Origin of the sequence: Actinocorallia longicatena (genome assembly GCF_039534125.1) — a bacterium.
In the GTDB taxonomy this organism is placed as follows: Bacteria; Actinomycetota; Actinomycetes; order Streptosporangiales; family Streptosporangiaceae; genus Actinocorallia; species Actinocorallia longicatena.
Genome location: NZ_BAAAUV010000003.1, coordinates 155,194 through 172,486, shown reverse-complemented (window position 1 = coordinate 172,486; position 17,293 = coordinate 155,194). Strand labels below are relative to the sequence as shown.

Annotated in this window: 15 protein-coding genes; 7 read left to right on the top strand and 8 right to left on the bottom strand. The window is 70.0% G+C overall.

Annotated elements, in window-relative coordinates; all coding sequences use genetic code 11:
* Nucleotides 1-29 precede the first annotated feature (29 nt).
* Nucleotides 30-1,256, top strand: coding sequence for a threonine ammonia-lyase (gene ilvA, locus ABD785_RS06460; protein ID WP_344823213.1), 1,227 nt, complete (start codon nucleotides 30-32; stop codon nucleotides 1,254-1,256).
* Here the strand turns inward: ilvA and ABD785_RS06455 are convergent.
* The 8 genes from ABD785_RS06455 to ABD785_RS06420 form a co-directional block, all read right to left on the bottom strand.
* Nucleotides 1,253-2,662, bottom strand: a complete 1,410-nt coding sequence (locus ABD785_RS06455) for a M1 family metallopeptidase (RefSeq protein WP_344823211.1) — start codon at nucleotides 2,660-2,662, stop codon at nucleotides 1,253-1,255. The genes ilvA and ABD785_RS06455 overlap by 4 nt on opposite strands.
* A 44-nt stretch (nucleotides 2,663-2,706) precedes the next feature.
* On the bottom strand, nucleotides 2,707-4,029 hold the full coding sequence (locus ABD785_RS06450) for a M1 family metallopeptidase (RefSeq protein ID WP_344823210.1): 1,323 nt from the start codon (nucleotides 4,027-4,029) through the stop codon (nucleotides 2,707-2,709).
* A 3-nt stretch (nucleotides 4,030-4,032) separates the two neighbouring features.
* Nucleotides 4,033-5,670: a M1 family metallopeptidase gene (locus ABD785_RS06445; protein WP_344823208.1), complete on the bottom strand. Its 1,638-nt coding sequence runs from the start codon at nucleotides 5,668-5,670 to the stop codon at nucleotides 4,033-4,035.
* A gap of 243 nt (nucleotides 5,671-5,913) precedes the next feature.
* Complete coding sequence (locus tag ABD785_RS06440; RefSeq protein WP_344823206.1) at nucleotides 5,914-7,389, bottom strand: M1 family metallopeptidase; 1,476 nt, start codon at nucleotides 7,387-7,389, stop codon at nucleotides 5,914-5,916.
* 72 nt (nucleotides 7,390-7,461) lie between these two features.
* Nucleotides 7,462-8,358, bottom strand: a complete 897-nt coding sequence (locus ABD785_RS06435) for an RDD family protein (protein WP_344823204.1) — start codon at nucleotides 8,356-8,358, stop codon at nucleotides 7,462-7,464.
* A 73-nt stretch (nucleotides 8,359-8,431) separates the two neighbouring features.
* Nucleotides 8,432-8,944: a DUF4190 domain-containing protein gene (locus tag ABD785_RS06430; RefSeq protein WP_344823202.1), complete on the bottom strand. Its 513-nt coding sequence runs from the start codon at nucleotides 8,942-8,944 to the stop codon at nucleotides 8,432-8,434.
* A gap of 113 nt (nucleotides 8,945-9,057) precedes the next feature.
* The gene (gene greA / locus ABD785_RS06425; RefSeq protein WP_344823200.1) at nucleotides 9,058-9,561 is read right to left on the bottom strand and encodes a transcription elongation factor GreA; all 504 of its coding nucleotides are present in this window, start codon (nucleotides 9,559-9,561) and stop codon (nucleotides 9,058-9,060) included.
* Nucleotides 9,562-9,720: 159 nt separating this feature from the next.
* A complete protein-coding gene (locus ABD785_RS06420; RefSeq protein ID WP_344823198.1) occupies nucleotides 9,721-10,113 on the bottom strand; it encodes a DUF4307 domain-containing protein in 393 nt (130 codons plus the stop codon).
* 143 nt (nucleotides 10,114-10,256) lie between these two features.
* Between ABD785_RS06420 and mca the strand changes: the two genes are divergently transcribed.
* From mca to ABD785_RS06390, 6 genes are all read left to right on the top strand, one after another.
* Entirely contained in the window at nucleotides 10,257-11,114 is an 858-nt protein-coding gene (gene mca, locus ABD785_RS06415) for a mycothiol conjugate amidase Mca (protein WP_344824128.1), read from the top strand.
* Nucleotides 11,111-11,329: a hypothetical protein gene (locus ABD785_RS06410; protein WP_344823196.1), complete on the top strand. Its 219-nt coding sequence runs from the start codon at nucleotides 11,111-11,113 to the stop codon at nucleotides 11,327-11,329. The genes mca and ABD785_RS06410 overlap by 4 nt, the downstream gene beginning before the upstream one ends.
* A 41-nt stretch (nucleotides 11,330-11,370) precedes the next feature.
* Entirely contained in the window at nucleotides 11,371-12,573 is a 1,203-nt protein-coding gene (locus ABD785_RS06405; RefSeq protein ID WP_344823194.1) for a low temperature requirement protein A, read from the top strand.
* A gap of 56 nt (nucleotides 12,574-12,629) precedes the next feature.
* The gene (locus ABD785_RS06400) at nucleotides 12,630-13,418 is read left to right on the top strand and encodes a glycoside hydrolase family 16 protein (RefSeq protein ID WP_344823192.1); all 789 of its coding nucleotides are present in this window, start codon (nucleotides 12,630-12,632) and stop codon (nucleotides 13,416-13,418) included.
* 660 nt (nucleotides 13,419-14,078) lie between these two features.
* The gene (locus ABD785_RS06395; RefSeq protein ID WP_344823190.1) at nucleotides 14,079-16,022 is read left to right on the top strand and encodes a thioredoxin domain-containing protein; all 1,944 of its coding nucleotides are present in this window, start codon (nucleotides 14,079-14,081) and stop codon (nucleotides 16,020-16,022) included.
* Between the two features lie 138 nt (nucleotides 16,023-16,160).
* On the top strand, nucleotides 16,161-17,288 hold the full coding sequence (locus tag ABD785_RS06390) for a C40 family peptidase (protein WP_344823188.1): 1,128 nt from the start codon (nucleotides 16,161-16,163) through the stop codon (nucleotides 17,286-17,288).
* Nucleotides 17,289-17,293: the final 5 nt, after the last annotated feature.

Sequence of the window (17,293 nt, the reverse complement as noted above, 5' to 3'; positions counted from 1 at the left end):
CGGCTTCTCGTTGCTGCGAGACTTGGTCCATGAACGAACTCGTCAGCGTGGACGAGATGCGCGTGGCCCGTGAGGCGCTGCGCGAAGTCCTCGTACGTAGTCCCCTGCTGCACTCGCGCCACCTCTCGGAGGTGGTGGGCGGCCCGGTGTACCTCAAGTGCGAGAACGTCCAGCGCACCGGCTCCTACAAGATCCGCGGCGCGTTCACCCGGATCTCCCGGCTGAGCGCGGAGGAACGGTCCCGCGGCGTGGTCGCGGCCAGCGCCGGCAACCACGCCCAGGGCGTCGCGCTGGCGGCCTCCCTGCTCGGTTCCAAGGCGACGATCTTCATGCCGGAGGGCGCTCCGCTGCCCAAGGTCGAGGCCACCCGCGCCTACGGGGCCGACATCGTCTTCCCCGGCGAGACCTTCGACGTCTGCCTGACCGCCGCCCAGAAGTACGCCGAGGAGTGCGGCGCGGTCTTCATCCCGCCCTACGACCACCATGACGTGGTCGTCGGGCAGGGCACGCTCGGGCTGGAGATCCTGGAGGATCTTCCCGAGGTCAGGACCATCGTGGCGGCCGTCGGCGGCGGCGGGCTGGCCTCCGGGCTGGCCGTCGCGGTCAAGTCGGTGGCCGCGGAGCGGGGCGTCGAGGCGCCGACGGTGCTGGGCGTCCAGGCCAAGCGGTCCGCCTCCTTCCCGCCCTCACTGGCCGCCGGACGGCCGATGACGATCAAGACGAGCCCGACCATGGCCGACGGCATCGCGGTCGGGCGTCCGGGGGATCTGACCTACCGGCTGGTCAGCGAGTTCGTCGACTCGGTCGTGACGGTCTCCGAGGAGTCCCTGTCCCGGGCCCTGCTCGTCTGCCTGGAACGGGCGAAACAGGTCGTCGAGCCGGCGGGGGCCGCCTCGGTCGCCGCGTTGATGGAGCACACCTACGCGATGAAGCCGCCGGTCGTCGCGGTCCTGTCGGGCGGCAACATCGACCCGGTCCTGCTGGCCAAGGTGCTCAGGCACGGCCTGGCGACCGCCGGACGCTACCTGGTGCTGCGGGTCAGGCTCACCGACCGGCCGGGCGCGCTGGTCCAGCTCCTGTCCGAGCTGGCGGTCCTGGGCGTCAACGTCCTCGACGTCACGCACGAGCGGGTCGCCGCCCGTCTCCACGTGGAGGACGCCGAGGTCCTGCTCCACCTGGAGACGCGCGGCGCGGAGCACTGCGACGAGGTCGTCGGCAGGCTCCGCAAGCAGGGCTACACCCTCACTTTCAGTTAGAGCTCGGGCTTGCCCGCGGTGAAGACCCACTTCTTGAACAGGCCGTCGAGCTGCTTACCCGAGTACTTCTCGCAGAAGTTCTGGAAGTCCTGGGTGGTGACGTTCTTGTTCTTGTTGAGGTGGACCCACGCCTTGATCATCCGGAAGAAGACCGGGTCGCCGACCGCCTTGCGGATCATGTGGATCGTCATCGCGCCGCGCTGGTAGACCGGGGCGTCGAAAATGTGGTCGCGGCCCGGGTCGGCCAGGACGCCCTTCCAGACGTCGGCGCCGGGCCCGTAGGCGTAGGCCGTCGCGAACTGCTTGTCGACGCTCTTGCCGCCCTTGCGGGAGGCGGTGTAGAGCCATTCGGCGTAGGTGGCGAAGCCCTCGTTCAGCCAGATGTCCTTCCACCGGGCCGGGGTGACGCTGTCGCCGAACCACTGGTGGGCCAGCTCGTGGACCAGCAGGTCGTCCGGCGGGAGCTGGCCGCCCACGCTCCAGTCGTGGACCGGCAGGCTCTGGGTCTCGAGCGAGTAGCCCACGCCGAGCTCGTCGACGATCCCGCCGGTCGAGGCGAAGGGGTAGGCGCCGAACAGCTTGGACTCCCACTTCAGGATCGAGCGGGTCTTCTTGTCGTAGGCGGTCAGCAGTTTGGTGGATCCGGCGAGGTCGGAGTCGAAGGCGGTGTAGCTCGGCAGCTTGCCCTTGACGACCTTGACCCTGTACTTGCCGATCGCGACCAGTGACAGTTCGCTGGCCATCGGCGTGGTCATCGACCACTTGAAGGAGTACCGGCCGTCCTTGGTCTTCTTCTTGCCCTTGAAGACGCCGTTGGCCAGGGCCGTCAGGCCCTTCGGCACGACCAGTGTGAAGGTGTAGGTGGCCTTGTCCTTGGGCGTGTCGTTGACCGGCATCCAGGTCGCGGTGCCGAACGGCTGGTTGAGCGCGACCGCGCCGTCCTCGGTGGAGATCCATCCGGACTGGCCGAGCGGCTCGTCCTCGATCTTCTTCGGCACGCCGTTGTAGGCGACCGCCACGGTGAACTTCTTGCCCGCCGGCAGCCCCGAGCGCGGGGTGATGACCAGTTCCTGGGCGCCGCTGCGGGTGAACTTCGCGGCCTTGCCGTTGACCTGGACCGCCGTCACGGTGAGCCCGCGCAGGTCCAGGTTGAACCGCGAGAGGTTCTTGCGCGCCACGGCGGTGATCTTCACGGTGGCGTTGATGGACCTGGCGGACGGGTTGTAGGCGAGCTTCAGCCCGTAGTGCCCGACGTCGTACCCGCCGTTCCCCATGTCCTTGAAGTAGGGCTCGCCCGCCCCGCCGGAACCCGGCGTGAACTTGGGCGCGGTCACCGCCTGCGCGGCGACGGGAACGAGGACCACGGTGGCCGTCAGGGCGGCGGCGGCGAGGCGTGGGGCAGTCATCAGGCGTTCTCCTGTCACGGGGGACCCTTGCATCTTCCCTGACCTCAGACCGTAGCGGGCTTTACGACACGGGGCTTACTCGCGGTGAACAGCCACTCGCGGAAGACCGTGTCGAGGTCGGTTCCGGAGATCTGCTCGGCGAGGGCCTGGAAGTCCTGGACGGTCGCGTTCCCGTGCCGGTATTTGGCCGTCCAGGCAGGCAGGAGGCGGAAGAAGGCCCTGTCGCCGATCGCGGTCCGCACGGCGTGGACGGCCATCGCGCCCCGCTGGTAGATGCCGGGCCCGCTGAACAGACGGTCACGGCCGGGGTCACCCGTCGTCACCTTCCAGCCCGGCCAGTCCTGGCCTTGGGCGTAGAGCCGGTCGAACCGCGACTGGGCGGAGGGCCCGTCGTGCTGCTCGTCGAACAGCCACTCCGCGTAGCTGGCGAAGCCCTCGTTCAGCCAGATGTCCTGCCAGCGGGCGACCGAGACGCTGTCGCCGAACCACTGGTGGGCCAGCTCGTGGACGATCGTGGCGAGGTCGTTCTGGTTGCTGGACAGGAACGGCCGGTTCTGGGTCTCCAGCGCGTAGCCGGTGACGAGGTCGTCGACGACCGCTCCGGTCGAGCCGAACGGGTAGGGGCCGAAGACCTTGACGCCCCAGTCGGTGGTGGTGCCGACCCGCTCGAAGAGGGTGTCGGTGCTCTCGTGCAGGGCCGGGTCGATCGCGACGACGCTGGGGATGCCGCCGGGCGTCCTGCCCTCGCGGACGTCCCACTTGCCGATGGCGATGAAGGCCAGGTAGGGGGCCATCGGCTCGCGCACGACCCAGCGGTCGCCGTCGCGCTCGCCGTTGGCCAGCACGCTCAGCCCCCGGGGGACGCGGATCCGGTAGGCGAAGGTGGCCTTGTCGGAGGGGTGGTCGCTGACGGGGAACCAGCTCGCCGAGCCGGCCGGCTCCGACAGGGTGACCACGCCGTCGGGGCTGGGCAGCCAGCCGGACCGGCCGAGCAGCGGGTCGGCGAGGGGATTCGGGGCGCCCCGGTAGGCGACCGTGACCGTGAAGGTCCTCCCGGCCGGGATCCCCACGGCGGGGATGACGGTCAGCTCCTGGCCGGAACGGGTGTACTTCGCGGCCGTGCCGTCGACCTTCAGGCTCGTGATCTTCAATCCGACGAAATCGAGGTCGAAGCGCGACAGGCCCTGGGTCGCCCGGGCGGTGACGGTCGTGGTCGCCGTGATGCCCGCTCTGGCATAGGTCAGGTCGATGTCGTAGTGGGCGACGTCGAAGCCGCCGTTCCCCGCCTGGGGGAAGTACGGGTCGCCGACCCCGGCGGCGCCGGGGGTGAGGCCGAGCGTCAGGGCGACGATGGTTGTGGTGATCACGTGCTACCAGGACCCCTTCTTGGGCTTGCCCTTGCGGGTCAGCCACACGGTGAATAGCTTGTCGAGCTGCCTGCCGGAGATCCGTTCCGACAACGCGATGAAGTCGGCGGTCGTGGCGTTCCCGCCGCGCCTCCCGGTCGCCCAGGTCCGAAGGATCTTGAAGAAGGCCTTGTCGCCGACCCTCTGGCGGAGGGCCTGGAGCGTCATCGCGCCCCGGATGTAGACCGAGAAGCTGAACAGCGCCTTGCGGCCGGGCGCGCCCGGCGGCGGGTTGAAGATCGGGGAGTTCGGCGGCTGCCGGTAGTAGCGCTTGAAGATCTTCTTGGCGCTGTCGCGCCCGGCCGTCTTCGGGCCGCGCTCGTGCCACAGCCATTCGGCGTAGGTCGCGAAGCCCTCGTTCAGCCAGATGTCCTGCCAGCGGCGGAGGCTGACGCTGTCCCCGAACCACTGGTGGGCGAGCTCGTGGACGACGAAGTCGGCGTCGGGCGCGAAACCGGCGTAGACCGGGCGGCTCTGGGTCTCGAGCGCGTAGTCGAGCTTCGGGTCGTCGATGATGCCGCCGGCCGAGCGGAACGGGTAGCGGCCGAAGAGCTTCTGCTCCCAGACCAGCGCCTTGATCGTCGTCTTGTGCAGGGAGTTCAGCGACTTCTTGAAACGGGGGTCCACCGCGGTGATGACGGGGAGATCGCCGATCTTGCCGCGCTTGACGGCGAACTTCCCGATCGCGACCGTCGCCAGGTAGGAGGCCATGGGGGTGCGCTCGTGCCAGCCGTAGGTCGTCCAGCCGGCCTTGGTCACCGGGGTGTCGGGGACGCCGTTGGCCACCACCTGGAGGGCCTTGGGGACGGTCACCGAGAAGTCGTAGAGCGCCTTGTCGGAGGGGTGGTCGTTGACCGGGAACCAGTTCGGGGCGCCGTCGGGCTCGGCGACCACGACCGCGCCGTCCCCGGACCTGACCCAGCCGTAGGTGCCGAGCTCGCCGTCCCTGGTCGCGGCGGGCGTCCCGGAGTAGCGGACGACGGAGGTGAACGGCTTTCCCGCGGCCAGGCCGCCCGCCGGGGTGACGACGAGCTCGCCGCCCTTGCGGACGAAGGCCGCGGGCATGCCGTCGACCTTGACGTCGAGGATCCGCGGACCACGGAAGTCGAGGTGGAAGGAGGACAGGGCCTGGGTCGCGGTCGCGGTCATCGTGACCGTGGCGTCGACCTCGTGGCCCGCAGGGGTGAACCTGAGGGCGACGCGGTAGCGCGTCGCGTCGTAGCCGCCGTTGCCCGCGCCGGGGAAGTACCGGTCACCGATCGAGGCGGCGCCGGGCTTGCCCGGGATCCGCAGCGGGCACGGGGTCGCGGCCGGTGCCGCCGCGGGGGAGGCCGTTTCCGGCTCTCGTGTGCCGGTCGCCTGGACCGCCGGAGCGGCCGGCGTCTCCGTCGGGACGATCCCGGTCGGGACGATCCCGGCCGGGGCGTCTCCAGCCGGGACGTCTCCAGCCGGGGCGTCTGCGGCCGGAGTGGCCGCCGCCGGGGGAGTCCCGGACGCCCCCGGTGACTCCGTGGCCCATCGGGCCGTCCGGGCACCGGGCTCCCCGCACCCGTCGCCGTCCCGCGCCCCGGCTCCGGCGCCGACGAGTACCGCCGCCGCCATCGCCGTGGCCGTACCCGCCGCAGCCGTTCTCACCCCATGCACGCCCCCACCCTGGGCGGGCCCGCGACGGCCTGTCGCGTCCCCGGCCCGGGCTTTCCCAACCCCTGACCGAGGCTCTACCGGACGCGCCCCCGGGGTTCGAACAGACCCTAGGCCGGGTCTCACGAATCTTCGTCCTACTGCGCGACGCCCAGGCACGCACCTGAACGCCGCTCGCTACGGACAAGATCCGTAAGACCCGGCCTAGAGCTCGGGGCGGGTGTTGCCGTAGAGCCAGGCCCGGAAGAAGGGGTCGAGGTCGGTGCCCGCGACCTTGCTCGCGAGCGCGACGAAGTCGGCGGTGGTGGCGTTGGCGTAGCGGTGCTCCCTGGCCCAGGTGCGGAGCAGGTCGTAGAACTCGGTGCGGCCGATCTTCTGCTCGAGGGCGTAGAGGGCCATGGCGCCGCGGTTGTAGACGGCGAAGGTGTCGAACAGCTTGCTGCGGCCCGGGTCGCCGGGCAGGGTCCGCCAGTTGGGGGAGTCGGCCTGGGCGTAGAGGCTGTCGAACTGCTGCTTGACCGTGCCGCGGCCCCTGCGCTCGGCCCAGGTCCACTCGGCGAAGGTCGCGAAGCCCTCGTTCAGCCAGATGTCGCGCCACTGGGTGACCGAGACGCTGTCGCCGAACCACTGGTGGGCCAGCTCATGGGCGATGATCTCCTCGCCCGGGTCGAACTGGCCGTAGATCGTCCGGGACTGGGTCTCCAGGGCGAAGCCGACGTCGGCGTTGTCGATGACGCCGCCGGTCGAGTCGAAGGGGTAGGGGCCGAACAGCTTCACCCACTCGTCGGTGATCTTCGCCTTGGCCTCGTGGAACTCCTCGATGCTCGGGGAGGCGATCGTGGTGTCGACGGCCGTGGTGATCGGGATGCCGCCCGGGGTGACGCCCTGCTTCACCTTGAACTTCCCGACGGTGACCATCGCGAGGTAGGTCGCCATCGGCTGCTTCATGCGCCAGCGCGTCGTGGTCAGGCCGCCGGCCGTCACGGAAGGACCGGCCTCGCCGTTCGACAGGGCGCTGAGGTCCTGCGGGACGGTCAGCGTGATGTCGAAGGTGGCCTTGTCCGAGGGGTGGTCGTTGCTGGGGAACCAGGTGTGCGCCCCGCTCGGCTGGCAGGCGGCGGTGATACCGTCGGGCGTCTTGATCCAGCCGTAGCGTCCGAGGATCGGGTCGACGATCGCCTTCGGGGTGCCCGCGTAGGCGACGGCCACCGTGAACTGGCCCCCGGCCGGAAGCGACGCCGGCGGAGTGATGACCAGCTCGCTGCCGTCGCGGGTGAACTTCGCCTTCTTGCCGTCCACCTGGACCGCGGAGACCCTGAGCCCGGTCAGGTCGAGGTTGAAGCGCAGCAGGTCGGTGGTGGCCTTGGCCCTGATCGTGACGACGCCGTCGAGGGTCTTGGCCTCGTCCGCCGGGATGATCTTCAGCTTGAGGTCGTAGTGCAGGACGTCGTATCCGCCGTTGCCGTCGCCGGGCACGTAGGGGTCGCCCGCCGAGCTCTGCGTCGCCGCGATGGGCTGGTCGCTGATCGAGGGGGAGGGCGAGGGCGTCGCCGGGGCGCCGCTCGTGGCCTGCGGCTGGACGGGGGGAGCCGGCTTCGGGTCGCCGGCCTGGCAGGCGACGCCCAACGCGGCCACCAGGGACAGGGACAGGGCGATGGCAGGTCTACGTCGCGGATGCACGAAGCCCAGCCTGCCCGTAACTGGGCAGACTGGGCAACTGACGTAACCGATCAGTAAGACGGTCTCCGCCGGTCAGTACCCCTGGCCGGGCTGGCCGTAGCCGCCGCCCTGCTGGCCGTAGCCCTGGTAGGGGTTGGGGCCGACCTCGTCGACGACGACCGTCCCGGCGGCCTTGTCGTGCAGGGTCTGGTTCTTCGGGTTGGTGAAGATCCAGATCGCGTCGACCAGGCCGCCGCAGCCGCAGATCCAGCCGAGGGCCACGTAGACGCCCGACCGGATGGCACCGGCCCTGGAGTCGATGGGGCCGCCGGTGTCCTCCCGGACGACCCGGGTCTTCATGACCTTCTTGCCGAGCGTCTGGCCGTTCCAGCGGGTGGTCAGCAGCCAGAAGTACAGGAAGACCAGGACGGCGCCGATCAGGTTCGCGAACAGCTGGCCGCCGGTGTAGATCTTGTCCCAGTGGTAGGTCTCGGTGCCGTCGGCGTTGGTGACCACGATGTCGTTCGTGTTCGCGCCGAACGGCATGCTGATGCAGAAGGTGATGCAGCCGAAGATGATGCCGTCGATGATGATCCCGACCAGGCGCTTCCACTTGGCGGCGATCATCGGTGAGCCGGAGCCGTAGGCCTGGCCGTAGGGGTCCTGGCCGCCGGTGTAGGGCGGCACTCCGCCGGGGCCGTAGCCCTGGCCTCCGCCGGGACCCGGGGGGACCGCGCCGGGCGGCTGCTGCCCGTGCTGCTGGCCGTAGGGGTTCTGCGGGGCGGCGAACGGGTCGTGCTGCCCGCCCTGGCCGCTGTAGGGGCCCGGCTGATCCTTGGAGAACGACGGGCCCTGCTGGCCGGGCTGGCCGGGCTGAGCGGGCTGAGCGGGCCGGCCGTACGGCTGGTTCGGCGGGTCGTCACTGGGAGGCGGAGTCCCGCCGCCCGGGTTCTCCCACGGGTTCTGCGGGTCCTGCGGCGGTTGAGTCATAGTCGCAAGATGGCCCGGATGGGCGTCGGCAAACGCGACCGGGTGACGTGTTGATCTTCCTTTGGAGAGGTTTTTAGGGGGTGTCGTAAGACGAGTAGTCGTCACCGAGGGACGCGCCGACGACCAGCATCACGATGACGCCGACGGCCGCGAGCAGCCCGAGGTAGCCCAGAACGAGTCCGGCGACGGCCAGCCCGCGGCCCGCCTCACCGGAGCGGCGCATCTGGTTCAGCGCGATGTGGCCGCAGACCACGCCCACGACGCTGCCGATGCCGCAGCTCACGATCGAGGCGATCAGCGACACGATCGCCAGGACGTTCGTGCGCGGCCCGTACGCCGGGACATGCCCGTAGGGCCCGTAGGCGCCGGGAAAGGCCTGGTAGGGGCTGACACCGTTCTCGTACGGCTCGGGCGGGATGCCCTGCGGCACGCCCTGGTAGGCGGGCGGCGGCTGCGGCTGCCCGTACCCGGGCGGCGGCGGATACCCCGGAGCCCGGTATTCGGGGTACTCGGGCCGCTGGTATCCGGGCTGCGGATCCTTGCGCAGGTCCGGCTGCTGGGGATCCTGCGGCGGTTCGGGCGTCATATCCAGAGAATCGGCAGGTCAGGGCCCGGCCAATCCCGTGAAAAGGGCAAAACTCGATCGGCCCGCGGACGCTGTGCGGGCGCCGCGGGCCGATCGGGGAAGTGCGTGGGGTGCTACGCGCCCGCGTACGGGACGGCGTCGATGATCTCGACGGTCATGGCGCGGCCGTTCGGAAGGGTGTAGGAGGCCTTCTCGCCGATCTTCTTGCCGTTGATCGCCGCGCCGAGCGGGGACTTGGGCGAGTAGACGTCGATCGGGGACCCCTGCTCCTCGCGGGAGGCGAGCAGGAAGGTGACCTCCTCGTCGTCGCCGGCGAAGGCGACGGTCACCGTCATGCCGGGGCCGACCTCGCCGTCGGCACGGGCCGGGGCCTCGCCGACGCGGGCGTTGTCGACGATCTGCCGGAGCTGGAGGATACGGCCCTCCATCTTGCCCTGCTCCTCCTTGGCCGCGTGGTAACCGCCGTTCTCCTTCAGGTCGCCCTCCTCGCGGGCGGCCTCGATCTTCGCGGCGATCTCCTTGCGGCCCGGACCCGAGAGGTGGTCCAGCTCGTTCTTGAGCCGGTCGTACGCCTCCTGGGTCAGCCAGGTGACGTTGTCAGTGCGGGTCTCGGTCACGGGTACTCCTATTTCCACGTGATGTGGCCGGGTGTCATCCACGCTCGCACCTGGCCTTCCCCGTCTGGGGGAGCCGGAACGAGCGGAAACCTCAAGCCTATCCGGTCGTTGGAGGTAAAGGTTCCCACTGCCGCCGTTCATCAACCCGCCATCTGACGGTCAGGTGCGGTCGCAATCCAACACTTCGGCGGTGGTCGCACGCGCGGTCGTGGGCAGCACGATCACCTGGGTCGACCCGGTCCTGCCGGGCTGGGCCGACACCTCCGTCTGGCCGACGGTCAGGCCGTCGTGCGCGCGGGCCTTCACCACACACTTTACCAGCGCGTCCTCGGGCTTCTTGATCTGGAAAGTGACCTGCACGGCGGTGTCGCTCTGTACCCTGAAACCGATCGTCTCCCCGGACACACCGGTCAGCCCGGCGGGACCGTCGCCCCCCGCGTTCCCCATGATCACGGCCCAGCCGCCGACGAAGGCGACGACCACGAGCCCGAGCGCGCCGAAGAAGATCCGGTCCTTCCAAGGCGAAGTCCGTTCCGGAGTTTCGGGCGTCATCGGGAATCCTCGCGGGGTGTTACGGGTTTCTGTCGGAGGCGACTGCAACAATCTCGAAAAGCTGGTTCACCAGAGAGTGCCGGCCGAAGCAAGCATAGGAGTGCCCTCAAGTGGTCGACACACAGGCTGAGCCGTTGCGGCTGATGGCGGTCCACGCCCACCCCGACGACGAGTCGAGCAAAGGCGCCGCGACCATGGCCCGCTACGTGTCGGAGGGCGTCGAGGTCCTGGTCGTCACTGCCACGGGCGGCGAGCGGGGCGACATCCTGAACCCGGCGATGGACCGTCCGGAGATCAAGGCCAACATGTCGGCCGTCCGCCAGGCCGAGATGGACGCCGCCCGCGAGATCCTCGGGGTGAAGCAGGAGTGGCTGGGCTTCGTCGACTCCGGCCTGCCCGAGGGCGACCCGCTGCCGCCGCTGCCCGAGGGGTGCTTCGCGCTCGTCCCGCTGGAGGAGGCCACCGCCCCGCTGGTGAAGATCATGCGCGAGTTCCGGCCGCACGTCGTCCTCACCTACGACGAGAACGGCGGCTACCCCCACCCCGACCACATCAAGACCCACGAGATCTCCGTCGCGGCGTTCGACGCCGCCGGGGACCCCGAGCGCTACCCGGGCCTCGGCGACCCGTGGCAGCCGCTGAAGATGTACTACTTCCTCACCTTCCACAAGGAGCGGCTGCTCGCGATGCACGAGCAGCTGATCGAGGCCGGGAAGGAGTCCCCCTACCTGGACTGGATCGCCAACTGGGAGGACCGCCCGGTCCTGTGGCCGCTCACCACGAAGGTCCCGTGCGGCGACTTCTTCGAGGTCCGCGACGCCGCGCTGATCGCGCACGCCACCCAGATCGACCCGAACGGCTTCTGGTTCGCCTGCCCGCCCGACCTCCAGCGCAAGGCATGGCCGACGGAGGACTACCATCTGGCGAGGTCCCTGGTCGACACTGAACTTCCGGAGGACGATCTGTTCGCCGGAGTCAGGGAGAAGGTGCACTCCTCATGATGGTCATCGCTCAGGAGCTGAACAACGACACGGTGTCGCCGGGGCTGCTCGGCACGTTCGTCGTCGTGTGCATGGGCGTGGCGCTCGTGTTCCTCATCAGGTCGATGAACAAGCGCATCGCCCGCATCGACGCCCCGCGCCAGGCCGACCTCGACCAGGCCGCATGGGAGGCCGCCGAGGCCGAAAAGGCGACGAAGCAGACTGATCAGCCTTAAGCGGATCGACTCGGACGTAATCATGTAAGTACGGTGGGGGCGTGTCCCTGCCCTCCCCCCTGCGCGCCCGCGGCGACGACGACCCGACCAAGGTCTCGTTCTTCGAGCTGTTCTTCGATCTCGTCTTCGTCTTCGCGGTCACTCAGCTCTCGCACCGCCTGCTGTCCCATCTGACCGTCGCCGGAGCGCTCCAGACGGGGCTGCTCCTGCTGGCCGTCTGGTGGTGCTGGATGTACACCACCTGGACCACGAACTGGTTCGACCCCGACCACCCCGTCTTCCGGATGGTGCTGGTCGGAGTGATGCTGGCCGGGCTGCTGATGGCGTCGTCCGTGCCCGAGGCCTTCGAGGGCAGGGGGCTGTGGTTCGCGGCCGGCTACACGGCCGTCCAGGTCGGGCGCACCCTCTACGTCGTCTGGTCGACGCGCGGCACCCAGCTCGGCCCGAACTTCCGGCGGATCCTCGTCTGGATCGCCGCCGCCTGCGCGCTCTGGCTCGCGGGCGGTCTCGCCGGCGGCACCGCCCTGATCGTGCTGTGGATCCTCGCGTCGGTGGTCGATCTCGCCGGGCCGCCCACCGGATACGCCGTCCCCGGCCTCGGACGCTCCTCGACCGAGGACTGGTCGTCGATCGACGGCGGCCACATGGCCGAACGCTGCCAGCTCTTCACGATCATCGCGCTGGGCGAGTCCGTCCTGGTCACCGGCGTCACCTACGCCTCCGCCGCGGAGACGGGTCCCGCCGCGACGGTCGCCTTCGGGCTGGCCTTCCTCGGCTCCGTGGCCCTGTGGTGGATCTACTTCGACCAGACCGCCGAGGCCTCCGCCGAGGCGATCGCGAGCAGCGACGACCCCGGCCGCATCGGCCGCTCGGCCTACACCTACGAGCACATCCCGATGGTCGCCGGGATCATCGTCGGAGCCGTCGGGGACGAACTGATCATCGCCCATCCGACCGGTCACACGACCGCGGGCACGGCGGCCGTCGTGATCGGCGGCGCGGCGCTCTTCCTGTCCGGCCACCTGCTGTTCAAGCGGACCGTTTTCGGCCAGTGGTCGAGCCCCCGCCTGGTGGCGCTCGGGTCGCTGGCTCTGCTCGCCGTCGCGTATCCGCTGCTCTCCCCGGTGCTGCTGGGGGTGGCGGTGCTCCTGGTGCTCGTCATGGTCGCGTCCTGGGACGCCGTCCTGGTGCGCTCGCGCGCCAACGCCGAGGCGGCGACGGTCACGAGCGCCCAAACCGCCTAGACGAATTCGGTAAAGCAGGACTCGAAGCCCCGATCCCTGGGGTTTCCATGGACGGTATGCCCCTTCTCGGTCCGCTCACGGCCGTCCCCCTCGCGGTCTCGGCCGTCCTGGCTCTCCAGCCGACCTGGCCCGTCCCGGAGCTCTACCCCAAGTGGGCGCCGCCGGCCGGGGCGGAGCGGGTCATCGACTGGGGCCGTCCGGTGCTGTCGGACGACTTCGACTCCGACCACGTCAACCCCGGCAAGTGGGCCGTCTACGACGACCCGACGGGATCCAACCCCCGCACGGCCAGGGCCACGACCGTCAGCGACGGCGCCCTCCACCTGACCGGCGCCCTCTACGGCGGCAGGGACCTGTCCGGCGGCCTGGCCACCCACCTGGCCCAGACGTTCGGCCGCTGGGAGGCCCGGATGAAGGCCGACCCCGGCGCCGGCTACTCGGCCGTCATGCTCCTGTGGCCCACCCGCCAAGGCGCCCCCGAATGGGCCGAGATCAACTTCGCCGAGATCCCCGACCCCCGCCGCCGCGTCGCCGGTCTCTTCATCCACAAGGGCAGGAACGACACCACCCGCTCCAGGATGCTCCGCGGCACCTTCACCCGCTGGCACACCTACACCCTCGAATGGCTCCCCCGATCCATCACCTTCTCCCTCGACGGCCGCAAGGTCTGGACCTACAAGGGCAAGAACATCCCCCAGAGAGCCGACATGCACCTGGCCCTGCAGAACGACGTCAGCTGCTACTCCCGCACCCAGTGCCGCAACCCCGCCACCCCCACCCGGGTGACCATGCACGTCGACTGGGTCCGCATCTATCGCCTCCCCCCGTCGTTCCAGCGGGGCTGAGACCTCCACACAGGCTGATAGCCCTCCGGGCCGCGCCGTTGGGTCCCCTTGCCCACAGGGAACACATGGACGGTCTCGAGATAGGCCTCGACAAGGCGCCTTCGCAGGGAGAGCGGGTGGCCGCCCCCGGTCGACCGGGGCATTCCAGCGTGACCTGAGATCCTCGGCTGTCGCGAGACGCATCGCCAGGAGCGCCTGTCCGTCATCGCTCGCGTGGGCGGATCTCTCGATGAGCCGCTCGAGCGCGCCGGCGTTCCGGAGGAACAGTTCTGTCGAGACGAGTCCCTCGCGCCAGGCGGTCTCCACCTCGGCAAGGCGTGTTCGGAGGGCCTGGAGTTCCAGGAGCCCGGCGTCATACGGGACCTCGGTGCGAGCGGCCTCGGACCCGCGATGACGGGCGACGATGAGGTCGAAGACCTGCTCGTCGATCCATTCGCCGGACACTCCGGACCCCGCGCATCCACCATCGGACTTCGGCCGGCACGTGTACCGGTACCTGGACCTTCCCGTCCGCGTCGCACAGGCCGCCATGACGGTGCCGCACACGTCGCCGTCCTGCCGCCGGCCGCATCGAAGCACACCGTTAGACGGTGACGCTGACATTTCCCGGACGGCCATCGTGGCGCCGGGTCCGCGAAGCGCCGTGATTAAGGTGGCCCTATGAACCGCCTCAAGGACTCGACGAGCCCGTATCTGCTCCAGCACGCGGACAATCCCGTCGACTGGTTCCCCTGGGGAGAGGAGGCGTTCGAGGAGGCTCGCCGCCGCGATGTGCCGATCCTGCTCAGTGTGGGGTACGCCGCGTGCCACTGGTGTCACGTTTTTTCGCATGAGAGCTTCGAGGACGTGGAGACGGCGCGGATGATGAACGCGTTGTTCGTCAACGTGAAGGTCGATCGGGAGGAGCGGCCGGATGTCGACGCCGTCTACATGGAGGCGACGCAGGCGCTGACGGGGCAGGGCGGGTGGCCCATGACCGTGTTCATGACGGCGGAGGGGCATCCGTTCTACTGCGGGACCTACTTTCCCAGGCCGCGGTTCCAGGCGCTGCTCAACGCTGTGGCGAAGGCCTGGGAGGAGCAGCGGGGCGAGCTGGTCGAGCAGGGGCAGCAGGTCGTCGCGGCGCTTGGCGGGCAGGAGAGCGCGCTGGTGGGGCCCGCGCCCGACGAGGCCGCGCTCGACGAGGCCGTCGTGTCGCTGGAGCAGGGGTTCGACGCGGTGAACGCGGGGTTCGGCGGGGCGCCGAAGTTCCCGCCGTCCATGGTGCTGGAGTTCCTGCTGCGCCGCGGCGACCCCGGTGGGATGGCCGCCGCGACGCTCGAGGCGATGGCGCGCGGAGGCATGTACGACCAGCTCGGGGGCGGGTTCGCGCGCTACAGCGTCGACGCCGGATGGGTCGTTCCGCACTTCGAGAAGATGCTCTACGACAACGCGCTGCTGGCGCGCGTGTACGCCCACTGGTGGCGCAAGGACGGTTCGCCGCTCGCCCGCCGGATCGCGCTGGAGACCTGCGACTGGATGGTGCGCGAACTCGGCACCCCCGAGGGCGGCTTCGCCTCGGCGATGGACGCCGACAGCGAGGGCGTCGAGGGGCGGTTCTACGCCTGGACGCCCGCCCAGCTCGCCGAGGTCCTGGGCGAGGAGGACGGGCGCAGGGCGGCCGGGCTGCTGAACGTCACCGAGGAGGGGACCTTCGAGCACGGGGCGTCCACCCTTCAGCTCCTGTCGGGTGAGCTGCCGGAGGAGTTGCGGGCAGCGCTGTTCGCCGCCCGGGCCGAGCGGGTGTGGCCCGCGCGCGACGACAAGGTCGTCGCGGCGTGGAACGGGCTGGCGATCGCGGCGCTCGCCGAGTGCGGCGCGCTTTTCGGGCGGCCGGATCTGGTCGAGGCCGCGGAGCGGGCGGCCGGGCTGCTGGAACGGCTGCACGTGGTCGGCGGCAGGATCCTGCGGACGTCGCGGGACGGGGCCGCGGGGCGGAACGCGGGCGTCCTCGAGGACTACGCGAACGTGGCCGAGGGGCTGATCGCGCTGCACGGTGTCACCGGGAGGGCCGAGTACGTGACGCGTGCGGGGGTGCTGCTCGACGCGGTGCTGGCGCACTTCGGTGACGGGCAGGGCGGGTTCTACGACACCGCGGACGACGCCGAGGCGCTGTTCCAGCGGCCGAAGGATCCGACCGACAACGCGACGCCGTCGGGGCGGTTCGCGGCGGCGGGGGCGCTGCTGTCGTATGCGGCGCTGACCGGGTCGCAGGAGCACCGGGACGCCGCGCTCGGTGCGCTCGGGCCGGTGAGCGTGCTGGCGGGCAAGCACGCCAGGTTCGCGGGGTGGGGGCTGGCCGTGGCCGCCGCGGCGTTGCGGGGTCCGCTGGAGGTGGCCGTGGTGGGGCCGCTGGATGACGAGCGGACGAAAGCTCTGCATCGGACGGCCCTGATGTCGGTTTCGCCCGGTACGGTCGTGACGGTCGGACAGGGGGAGGAGATCCCGCTCCTGGCCGGTCGCGGACTGGTGGCGGGGGCACCCGCGGCGTACGTGTGCCGCGATTTCGCCTGCCGGATGCCGGTGACGACCCCCGCCGAACTGGCGAGGGAACTGCAGAATTAGATTCGTTGTCAATATTTGCAGTGGGGCGGATCACGTTCTAGGGTCAGTGGTTCCGGTCCGTCCCGAGAAGGCGTCTTGAGAATGCGGGTGAGTGTGCGCAGGCCGTCGAACCGTCGAGCTGTTCCGACGACCATCGGCGTGACCATCGCCATCACCCTCTCGACCGGCGTCGCGATGCTGGCGGCGCAGGCGAGCAGGCCGCAGGTGGCCGAGCAGCCGAAGGGCTCCAGTGAGCGGCTCGTCGCGACGGCCAACGGGTCGTCGCTCGGGGTGGCGAAGTTCAGCCGGAAGATCGAGCCCCAGTTCATGATCACGGCCAAGGGCGGAGCGTTCCCCGCGGACGCCCTGGAGCGGGTCAAGCGGGTCAAGGGCGTGACCGGCGCCGACCTCGTCTACGGCAACAAGGCCAAGCTCGGCGACAAGTGGGTGGGGGTGTTCGGGGTCGATCCGTCGACCTTCCGCAACTTCACCCCCGACCGGACCGCCAAGAGCAACGACCTGTGGCAGAACATCGCCGCGGGCGACGTCGCGGTCTCCTTCGTTCTGCACAGCGACGGCGGGGTGAAGCTGCGCGACCAGGTGTCGATCGCGGGGACCACGCACGCCTCGCAGGCCCGGGTCGGCGCCTACGCGACGATGGGCGTCAGCGGGGTCGACGCGGTCGTGTCGAAGACCACGGCGCAGCGGATCGGCATGACGAAGGACAACGTCATGCTGGTCGGCGGGAAGCGCAAGGACCTCACGAAGCTGAAGAAGGCGCTGGAGAAGGTGCTGCCGAAGAAGGCGGCGACCGTCCAGGTGCTCAATCCGAGCTTCGACTTCGCGGGCGGTTCCTCCGGCGGCGCCTACCTGTCGGCCGCGGAGATCAGCAGGTCCATCAACGCGGGCTACACGAAGATCGGCTGGCCCTACGTGTGGGGCGGGGAGTCCGACGCCGAGGGCGGTTACGACTGCTCGGGGCTCGTCCAGTGGGCGTTCGCCCAGGCCGGGATCAAGATGCCGCGCGTCGCGGAGGACCAGGCCAGGACGGGCCCGTGGCTGCCGTTCGCGCAGGCCCAGCCGGGCGACCTGCTGATCTGGGCGAACGACCCGTCGGCGCCGGGACGGATCTCGCACATCGCGATCTACATCGGCGGGAACCAGATGCTGGTCGCGCCGCACACCGGCGACTTCGTCAAGATCCAGAAGGTCTATCTCACCAACTTCAAGGGCGCGGTGCGGGTCAACCGCGGCGCCGCCGCCCAGCTCGCCAGGACGCTGGGCTAGCGACG